The following is a 9,678-nucleotide window of genomic DNA, read 5'->3' as shown; positions in this document are numbered from 1 at the left end:
TAGAAGCCAAAGAAAATATAAATAAAGCTAAACACAAAGTTAAAGAAGTTTCCTTTAATATGATTGATTTGATTAATCACAAGCTGAACAAAACAGGCAAAACCACAAAGAATACAATATCCGCCAAAGTTTACTCTCAAGATCCATTGTGGAAGATACCGAAAGTTCATTAAGAAAAACATAAACGCAAAGGATAATATGGAAAAGAAAAAATCTTTATTCATTTTATTCTTTATAAAGCGAATAAATAAAACTACGCCATCGACACATAAAAATACAATAGATGCGATTAAGATTCCTGTAAAAATACGATTGGGAATCCATATCATGATGGCTCCCGCAACCATTAATATGGTTCCAATCACAAAGTTCATAGCTACATCATAGAACATAGACTACCTCCAGTTGGATTGTACACACAAAAAGCTGCCTTCATCCACACGAACGATTCCTTTTTTTTCTGTTAAAGAATTACTTGTCGTATATATTTCTTCGATATGAATCCGTCTTTTATCTAATGGATACAAAAATCCCGATAAAGAAAGCACACCCTCTTGAATCGGATAAAACGAAATATGATGATACGAATCATCAATTTCATGAATGCCCACATTCATAACAGATATTTTTTGGTACTCATCGATTAACACTACATTTTGAAAACGATACATCGCCAAGCGAATATTCGCAATCGTATGATCAATTCTTCCTTGCATGGCCCCATATAAATAGATCGTATCATAATCTTTACATAAACGAATCGCAAGCTCTGAATCCGTTTCATCCTTCATAATGGGATGCCTTTCGATTGGACACGTGATTCGTTTAAAATCCTCTTCACTTAAAGAATCAAAGTCTCCCACAGCCATTTTAATCGGAAAACCCTGATCTATAATTTTTAATGCACCAGCATCAACACCAATATAATCACAATTTTCAATTTTTGGCACAACATCAACGAGTGGTGTAATTAAAACCGCACAAGTCATTTATTCAAGCATACCTTCAATTGTCTTTGCGATATCATTTTTAAATACGTAGCTTCCCGCAACCAATGTGTCGCAACCTGCATTTAATGCCAATCTAAACGTATCCTGGTTGATACCACCATCAATTTCAATACGATATGAAAGGTTCAATGCTTCACGCTTTTCTTTTAACCACTCTACTTTTTTAAGCATGTCGGCCATAAATTTCTGGCCACCAAAACCAGGCTCAACACTCATAATTAAAACAAGATCACAAGATTGAAGTACACTTTCAAAAGGTTCAATGGCCGTATTTGGTTTTACGACAATACCACCTTTCGCACCCAAACCATGAATTTCATCCAATAACTTCTGAATACGAGTCAAATCATTATTCAAAGCTTCTGTATGGAAAGTGACTAGATCCGCTCCATTTTTAATAAAGATAGGTGCATATGTTTCTGGGTCTTCTACCATTAAATGCACATCCATAAATAATGGACAAGCCTTTTTAAAACCTCTTAAAATATCAGGTCCAAACGTTAAATTCGGTACGAAATGACCGTCCATCACATCAAAGTGTAACCATTCTGCTTTAGATTCTTTTAAAATTTCTAATTGTGCACTCACATTGGCATAATCCAAAGATAAAATTGAAGGTGCAATCACAATTGAATTCATAGTTTTTTACCTCTTTCTTCCATAATATTTTTATAATCCTCATAAACGGATGGATTGATTTGGCCATTTTCAACAGCCTCTTTGATCTTACAATCCGGCTCATTCAAGTGCCTGCAGTCTTTAAAACGACAAGTATGAATGTATGGTTTAAAATCTAGAATACACGCATCTAAATGCGAAGTATCTAACCTTGTAAAATCTAAGCTTGAAAATCCAGGCGTATCCGCTACTAAGCCATCACACACATGGTGTAACTGACAATAGCGTGTCGTATGTTTACCACGACCCAAAGCCTTCGAAATAGCTTGTGTCTGTAATTCAAAATCAGGATTTAGACGATTCAATAAAGAACTTTTTCCCGCACCCGACTGACCACATAAAACAGACACTTTTCCATTTAAGATTTCCTGTAATTCTTTATCATCACTACCAGGATTGGAGAAAACCACATCATATCCGGCCTTTTTATATTTTTCAAGATCCGCCAAAATTTCTTCGGATTGATCCAATAAATCTAGTTTGGTCACACAAATCACTGGTTTGACACCTGCTAAACCTACTAAGAAGATCAAACGATTTAATAAGTGACAAGAATAGTCCGGATCTTTTAAACTTGTGACAATCAAAGCCTGATCTACATTGGCTATGGCCGGTCTTAAAAGACGATTTGTTCGTGGAAGAACTTTATGAATACGATACGAATCCTCAATCTTTTCATATTCGACAAAATCCCCGACGACTGGCGCTTCATGCTGGCGCATCTTACCTCTTGGTTTGGCAATGATTTCTTCCTTTTCATTTTGAATCGTATATTGATTCGAAATAATTTTTATAATTCTTCCTTGCTGCATATTAATCATAATACAGTGTCACAACACTGTTTGTTCCTTCCTGTACATATTCAGTTCCAACATCTGGCGATACACTTATGACCTTATTGCTGCCCTGTCCATTTTCAATATGACTTAAGACAACCGCAATTCCTAAATCATTCAATTCATCTTTGGCATCCAATACGTCTTGACCAATCAAGTCCGAAGGAATCACAATCGAAGGATAGGTACTTACCACAAAAGTAATGGTTTCCTTACTGTCTGGATCAATACGTTTTCCTGGCGTTAAACCCTTTTGTTGTAAAATGATACCTGGATCCATATCTTTTGAGCCTTCATATTCCACTTCAATTTGCACATTTGGACAATTCTTTTCCAATTCATAAGCAGCCTCCGAATACGAGCCATCTGTAAAGTCTGGCACTAAATAGGTAGATCCTTTAGAAACGGTTAAAACAATTTTCGCATCATTTAAAATCACTTCACCCTCTTTATAAGAAGCTTTAATGACTTTTCCCTTTTCATACTTATCATTCGCCTTATAAACATACGTTACCCTTGAAGTATTAAAATGTGCATCCTGCAACACATCAATGGCCTCATCCGGTGTCAAATCCACTACATTCGGCATTGTTTGATAGCCTAGAAAGCCACTAATCTTAATTATGCCTGTAATGCTGGCAATGAGTACAAGTACAACAATGGAAATCACAACAGCAGCACTAATCATGACGGCTGGAATCCAATTTCGTTTTTTCTTCTCTTCTTTTTCAGACTCTTCATCTTCAAAATCAATATGCCCATTATCATATTTCATCAATTCTTTATTCGAACTTGCATCCACCTTGATACGCTTCATATCACGATATTCTATATCCATGCAATGCATTAAATCATAAAGCATTTCTTTACAAGATACATAACGGTCATCTAAATTTTTTGCGGTCGCCTTTAAAATAATATTTTCAACAGACTGCGGAATATCCGGATTGAAATCACGCACATAAGGCATTGGCTTACGCAAATGCTTGATTGCAATCTCTGTCGGTGTCTTTCCTGTAAAAGGAACGTGTCCTGTTAAAAGTTCATAGAATACAATACCCAATGAATAGATATCCACTTGTGCATTTGGTTCTTTACCCTGTGTTGTTTCTGGCGCTAAATAATGGGCTGAACCCATAACCGTATTATTAAATGTTAGCTGTACAGAGCCATGGGCTACCGCAATCCCAAAATCTGTAATTTTAATCGTTCCATCGTCTTTTACCAACACATTTTGCGGTTTAATATCACGATGAATAATATTATGATCGTGCGCATGATCAATTGCACTAATCAATTGTTTCATAATGCCAATGGCTTCATCCACATCTAAAGCTCCGCGCTGTGCTATCAAATCTTTTAAAGTTCGACCACGAATATATTCCATGACAATATAGTGCATACCTTCATATTCACCAACATCATATATATCTACTACATTTGGATGTGATAAACGACTCGCTGCACTTGCCTCACGCTGAAAGCGCACTAATGCCATCGCATCCCCACTTAATTTATCACGCAGAACTTTGATTGCCACAATACGATTTAATATCGTATCCTTTGCCTTATAGACATCCGCCATTCCACCCTGACCAATCAAAGACAAGATCTCATAGCGGTTCGCTATTTGTTCCATCATCATAGTTATTATTCTCCATCATTCTCCATTAAGATAACTGTGCAGTTATCATAACCACCTGATTGATTGGCTCTGGCAATCAGTGTTTCTGTTTTTTCCTGTAAAGAAAGACTCGAATCATGTACAATATCCGAAATCACTTTCTTTTCAACATATCCATGTAATCCATCACTTGAAACCAACAAATATTTGTATGTATTTTCAATCTTATTGATATCAATACGGAAAACATGCCATACGCCTAAGGCATTTGTTAATGTATTTTTTTGTGGATGAGACTTTGCCTCATCTAAAGTGATCTTACCCTCTTTTAATAATTGGGCAATCACACTATGATCTTCACTCATTTGAATCAATTCATTATTATAATCCGCATAAATTCTTGAGTCTCCCACATTAAAAATAAACGTCCCAATATGAGCTTTGATGACACCCACTGCCGTAGTCCCCATACCTCTTTCATTGGGATTCTTTAAGCTTTTTGAATAAATGAAATCATTCGCCTGATTTAAATTTTCACGAATCCAGTTGTCGACTTGACGATCTTTTTTAAATACAGGAGACTTCATAAATGCTTCATACATCGTCATTACCGCTGTATGACTCGCCACTTCTCCTGCTTTTGCACCACCAATACCATCGCAGACAATGGCCATCCATTCATCATTGGCATTATGAGCGATGCAATAATCATCTTCATTTAATTGTCTTACAAGACCTACATCTGTATTCGCAAAAACTTTCATCCGCCTAAATTCCTTCCTTTTTAATTTCTTTGATTCTTAATTGTCCACATGCCGCATCGATATCGTTACCATGTTCTTTTCGAATCGTGCAACGAACATGATTCTTCATCAACAAATCATAAAAAACCATAGCTTCGTCGTGGCTTACCGATTTAAAGCCCTTTTCATCTACCGCATTGTATGGAATTAAGTTGATATATGCATTCATTCCATGAAGTAGCTTTGACAATTGTTTGGCATGTTCAGGACGATCATTAACGCCATTTAATAATATATATTCAAAAGTCAAACGACGATTGTTTTCCTGACCATAATACTTAACAGCTTCCATCAACTCCTTTAATGGATATGCATGGTTGACTGGCATTAATTTATCACGCAATTCATCATTTGGCGCATGTAAACTAATGGCTAAATTGTATTGTGTATGTTCATTGGCAAAATCGTAGATTCTTGGAACAATGCCACAAGTTGAAATCGTAATATGTCTAGAACCAATACCTAAACCACGATCATGGTTTACTGTTGCCAAAAAATTCATGACATTATCATAGTTATCAAAAGGTTCTCCTGTACCCATGACAACAATATGTGAAAGGCGCAAGTTATCTTTATCCAATTCTTTTTGAACATACATAACCTGGGCAACCATTTCACCACTTGTTAGATCTCTTTTTTTCTTTGTCAAACCACTCGCACAAAATGCACAGCCCATGTTGCAGCCAACCTGACTGGAAACACAAACACTGCGACCATAGTCAAAGACCATCATCACACTTTCAAGTAGTGCACCATCACTTGTTTTAAACAAGAATTTTGTTGTCCCATCATGTGAAACTTGTTTTTTTATTAACTCTAAAGGATTCACAATAAAATCTTTCTTTAAGATTTCTCTTGTTTCCTTTGATACATTGCTCATTTCATCAATGTCAAATACACGATTGCGATACAACCATTGAAAGATCTGATGTCCACGATACGATTTCCATCCGTGATCTAGGGCATATTCGCACATTTGATCATAATTTAAATTGTATAAACTTTCCAAAATAGCACCTCAATTTCTACCGTTCATTATATCATTTACGCACTAGTTTTGCCATATAAAAGCCATCTTGTCTTGTATCACTAAAAATGGTTTTTTCATCCACAAGACTAAACTCTTCGTGCGTCTTTAAAAATTTCTCAATTTGTTTTTCATTCTCTTTTTTATTCATCGTACAAGTGGAATAGACTAAGACTCCCCCCACCTTTACATATTGACATACATTATTCAGAATAGAATACTGCAACGGAATCAACGAATCCATATCTTCAGGAACCATGTGTAATTTAATATCGGTTTTTCTCGACAATACGCCATAGCCTGAACATGGAACATCACATAAGACACGATCATATAACACAGAACTTTTAAATGTTGTCGCATCTTGTACACCTGCATGTACAATATCAATGCCTAAGCGTTTGGCATCACTTTCAATCAATTCTTTACGATGCGCATGTAAATCATACGAATCAATATGACCTTGGTTATGCATTCTTTCGGCCATGGCCATAGTCTTTGTTCCTGGAGCTGCACAACAGTCTAGAATCCTTTCATTTTCCTTAGGATCAACAAATTTCGCAATCGCAAAACTCCCCTCATCTTGGGCACTCATATAACCTTTTTGATAGTAGTCATGATGAAAATAATCATTACCTGTATAAATATACAATGGATCTTGAACACAAATAAACGGTTCCAAATCAAAATCAGCTTCACGAGTCCTTAATGCATTTCGACGAACATACATGGGTAATATATTTACACTTGCACTTGCCATCACTAAAGCTTTTTCTTGTCCATATTGAGAAACCCACATCTTATAAAGCCAATCGGGCAATGAATACTTTAAAGCTACATTATCTGTTTCAATCGCTTTAACCTTATGCAATACAGCATTTGTCAAACCCGCATATTTCACATTGATCTTTTTGGCAATATTGACTGCATCATTGACAATCGCATAGCTTGGGACTTTATCCAAAAATAACAACTGATATGTACTCATTGTCAATAACACATCCATTTTAGGGTTTAATTTATTCTTCACATACTTAGACCAGCATTCTTTACAATAACGATAATTCTGAATCGTTCCATAAAAAATACGTGTAGCCAAAGCACGATCTTTTTCATCCACTTCCTGTAAATGATTTCTTAAATATAAATTGGAATAGACTTTTTTATTCACAACTTCATCTAAGGCTTTCCATATCCATTTTCTCATTCTATTCCTCCATCATAATTGGATGCATATTCACATCCACAACCTGTTTTGTTTCATCCAAATAGTTTCGCACAAGTTTGTGTAATAATTGATCGTCCTTTGATTTTAGAATCAAGCGCACGCGATGCTTCTTTTGTTGCATACGAATTTCAAGCGGACCTAATACGCGCAAAGAAGTAAAATACGATTTCGCAACACGCGCCATTTTATAGGCTTCCTGCAAATCAAAATGTGTAAATACTAAGGTACATAAGTACACATAGGGTGGGTACATCCCTAAATGGCGATAACGCATTTCTTGATTGAAGAACATCTTATAATCATGCATTTGAACACATCGCATCACAAAATGATCCGGATCAAATGTTTGAATCATAACTTGTCCTTTTAGCTTTCCACGACCACTTCTTCCACTCGCCTGTTCTAACATTTCATACGCTGTCTCACTTGCCCTATAGTCATTTCGACAAAGCGTGGCATCCGCATTTAAAATTCCAACTAAAGTCACTCTTTCAAAATCCAAGCCTTTAGCCACCATTTGCGTACCGATTAATAGATCTCCAGACTCTTCAAATTCTTGTAACAACTTTTCATGTGCATTCTTTCTTCGTGTACTATCTGCATCCATACGAACGACATGATGATCCTTAAAGATTTCTAAAATCTGTTCTTCCAAACGCTCTGTTCCCATACCAGCCTTAAAATAATTTTTAGAATGACAGCTTGGACATTCTTCCATAAATGGAAATTGTCTTCCACAACAATGACATACCAAGGCATTTTGATTTTTGTGGTAGGTTAAAGCCACACCGCAATCTGGACATATGCGTACGTGGCCACAATCACTACAGCGAACAACGGGCAAATAGCCTCTTCGATTTAAAAGCAAGATCACTTGTTCATTTTTGGAAAGACGCTCATGAATAGCTTGAAGCAATGTTTCAGATAAGCCATTTGTGATTCTTTCCTTTTTCATGTCTACCAAACAAATTTCCGGCATTTCATGAATGCGATTTTTAAGTTCAATCAATTCATAGACGTTCTTATAAGCTCTTGCGTATGATTCTAAAGAAGGTGTCGCACTTGCCAATACGACTTTACACTTATGATAGGCCGCACGAAATAAGACAATATCGCGCGTATGATAGCGTGGTGTATTATCTTGTTTGTAGCTTGAATCGTGTTCTTCGTCCATTAAAATCAGGCCTAAAGAAGAAAACGGCATAAAACAAGCACTCCGCGTACCTACAACAATATCGACTTTATGATCTTTTACTAAATTATATTGTTCTAGCTTTTCTTGTGCATTCAATCCTGAATGATAGATCGCAATCTTTTGTTTAAAGCGCGCCTGTACTCTTTGTATCATCATCGGTGTTAAACCTATTTCAGGAACAAGAAATAGAACTTGTTTTCCAGTCGATAATACATCTTCTGCCAATCGCAAAAAGACTTCGGTTTTACCAGAACCAGTCACGCCATGAAGTAAAGAGACCGTTTTATTGGTGTTTTGAATGGTTTCAATCGCCGACACTTGCTCAGAAGTTAAAGAATGTGTAACATCCGCAATTTCACTGACACAAGTATTGGAATCTTTGATTCTTTTTTCAAGAGTAATATAACCTTTATCCAATAATACCTTTGTGATGGATGGACTTACTTTTCTAAGTTCACTCATCTTACATGGATAGGTAAAACTATGAAGCACTTCTTTTTGTCTAGAAGTTAAAGGCAAATCAGAATCATTCAATATCGCATAATCTTCATAGATAATTTTTGAATGCTTACTAGAGGGACGCAAAGCTGGTGGCAGCATTGTTTTATAACAAGTCACTTTCGAACTCGCATAAAAATCAGCCATATAATTTGCCAATACCTTTAATTCGTTATTTAATAATGGCTTTTCATCTATGACTTCAATGACAGGTTTAATATTTTTAAAATCGCTTTCTACATCTACTTCTTCGACAAATCCTACAAGCGTTCGATTGTTGAATTCAACACGGACTCTACATCCAACTTCAACATGACAATCACAAGAATATGTAAAGGTATTGCGTAGGCGATTGTATTCTACATATACATTAATCAGCATGCATCTATTATAACATCATTCTGGATTTGACATTGATATTTATTTCAGTATATTTATATTTAAGTAATTCATTATGTATATTATTAAAGGATTATTAAACATTATTGCGGGCATTCTCATTTGTTTTGTCAAAAGTCCCTTCGACAACGAGGTATTGAATATCTGTGTATCCTTATTATTTTATATCAATGGTATTCTAATCATTCGAAAGACCATTAAAAACTAGTAAAAGCACCAAATAAAACGGTGCTTTTATACTTTCATCCAATAATTTTCTAATTGATGAAATATTCCTAACACAAAAACAATATCTTCTCTTATATCAAATACTAAGATATATTTCGTCTTTGGAATTATCGCAATACGATACCCTTTCATAGAAAGATATCTGTCTCTTA

The 9,678-nt window shown here is 35.7% G+C and carries 9 protein-coding genes; all 9 read right to left on the bottom strand.

The features are described from left to right. The coding region (locus ACZQCL_RS02375) for a hypothetical protein (RefSeq protein WP_482481765.1) at positions 1–392 on the bottom strand (392 nt) is incomplete at its 3' end. A gap of 3 nt (positions 393–395) precedes the next feature. Beyond that, on the bottom strand, positions 396–989 hold the full coding sequence (locus ACZQCL_RS02370; protein ID WP_337532216.1) for a thiamine diphosphokinase: 594 nt from the start codon (positions 987–989) through the stop codon (positions 396–398). Then, entirely contained in the window at positions 990–1,649 is a 660-nt protein-coding gene (gene rpe, locus ACZQCL_RS02365; RefSeq protein WP_337532215.1) for a ribulose-phosphate 3-epimerase, read from the bottom strand. Then, the gene (gene rsgA, locus ACZQCL_RS02360) at positions 1,646–2,500 is read right to left on the bottom strand and encodes a ribosome small subunit-dependent GTPase A (RefSeq protein WP_227992118.1); all 855 of its coding nucleotides are present in this window, start codon (positions 2,498–2,500) and stop codon (positions 1,646–1,648) included. Before rsgA ends, rpe begins: the two co-directional genes overlap by 4 nt. A 1-nt stretch (position 2,501) precedes the next feature. Then, positions 2,502–4,169, bottom strand: coding sequence for a Stk1 family PASTA domain-containing Ser/Thr kinase (gene pknB / locus ACZQCL_RS02355; protein WP_337930488.1), 1,668 nt, complete (start codon positions 4,167–4,169; stop codon positions 2,502–2,504). Positions 4,170–4,174: 5 nt separating this feature from the next. Then, complete coding sequence (locus tag ACZQCL_RS02350; protein ID WP_118114234.1) at positions 4,175–4,912, bottom strand: Stp1/IreP family PP2C-type Ser/Thr phosphatase; 738 nt, start codon at positions 4,910–4,912, stop codon at positions 4,175–4,177. A gap of 4 nt (positions 4,913–4,916) precedes the next feature. Next, the gene (rlmN, locus tag ACZQCL_RS02345; RefSeq protein WP_288523041.1) at positions 4,917–5,960 is read right to left on the bottom strand and encodes a dual-specificity RNA methyltransferase RlmN; all 1,044 of its coding nucleotides are present in this window, start codon (positions 5,958–5,960) and stop codon (positions 4,917–4,919) included. Positions 5,961–5,991: 31 nt separating this feature from the next. Next, positions 5,992–7,185 carry a 16S rRNA (cytosine(967)-C(5))-methyltransferase RsmB gene (gene rsmB / locus ACZQCL_RS02340; protein ID WP_482481764.1) on the bottom strand — a complete coding sequence of 398 codons (1,194 nt, stop codon included), beginning with the start codon at positions 7,183–7,185 and terminating at the stop codon, positions 5,992–5,994. A 1-nt stretch (position 7,186) separates the two neighbouring features. Beyond that, on the bottom strand, positions 7,187–9,280 hold the full coding sequence (priA, locus tag ACZQCL_RS02335) for a replication restart helicase PriA (protein WP_482481763.1): 2,094 nt from the start codon (positions 9,278–9,280) through the stop codon (positions 7,187–7,189). Positions 9,281–9,678 lie beyond the last annotated feature (398 nt).

It is taken from the genome of Holdemanella sp., from assembly GCF_056804935.1.
The sequence above is the reverse complement of the archived record's forward strand: the minus strand, read 5'-3'. Positions and strand labels throughout refer to the sequence as shown.

Bases quoted from the DNA above. Each gene is read 5' to 3' on its own strand.
- pknB (WP_337930488.1), bottom strand. From the start codon at position 4,169: ATGATGATGGAACAAATAGCGAACCGCTATGAGATCTTGTCTTTGATT.
- rpe (WP_337532215.1), bottom strand. From the start codon at position 1,649: ATGAATTCAATTGTGATTGCACCTTCAATTTTATCTTTGGATTATGCC.
- rsmB (WP_482481764.1), bottom strand. From the start codon at position 7,185: ATGAGAAAATGGATATGGAAAGCCTTAGATGAAGTTGTGAATAAAAAA.
- ACZQCL_RS02370 (WP_337532216.1), bottom strand. From the start codon at position 989: ATGACTTGTGCGGTTTTAATTACACCACTCGTTGATGTTGTGCCAAAA.
- ACZQCL_RS02350 (WP_118114234.1), bottom strand. From the start codon at position 4,912: ATGAAAGTTTTTGCGAATACAGATGTAGGTCTTGTAAGACAATTAAAT.
- priA (WP_482481763.1), bottom strand. From the start codon at position 9,280: ATGCTGATTAATGTATATGTAGAATACAATCGCCTACGCAATACCTTT.
- rsgA (WP_227992118.1), bottom strand. From the start codon at position 2,500: ATGCAGCAAGGAAGAATTATAAAAATTATTTCGAATCAATATACGATT.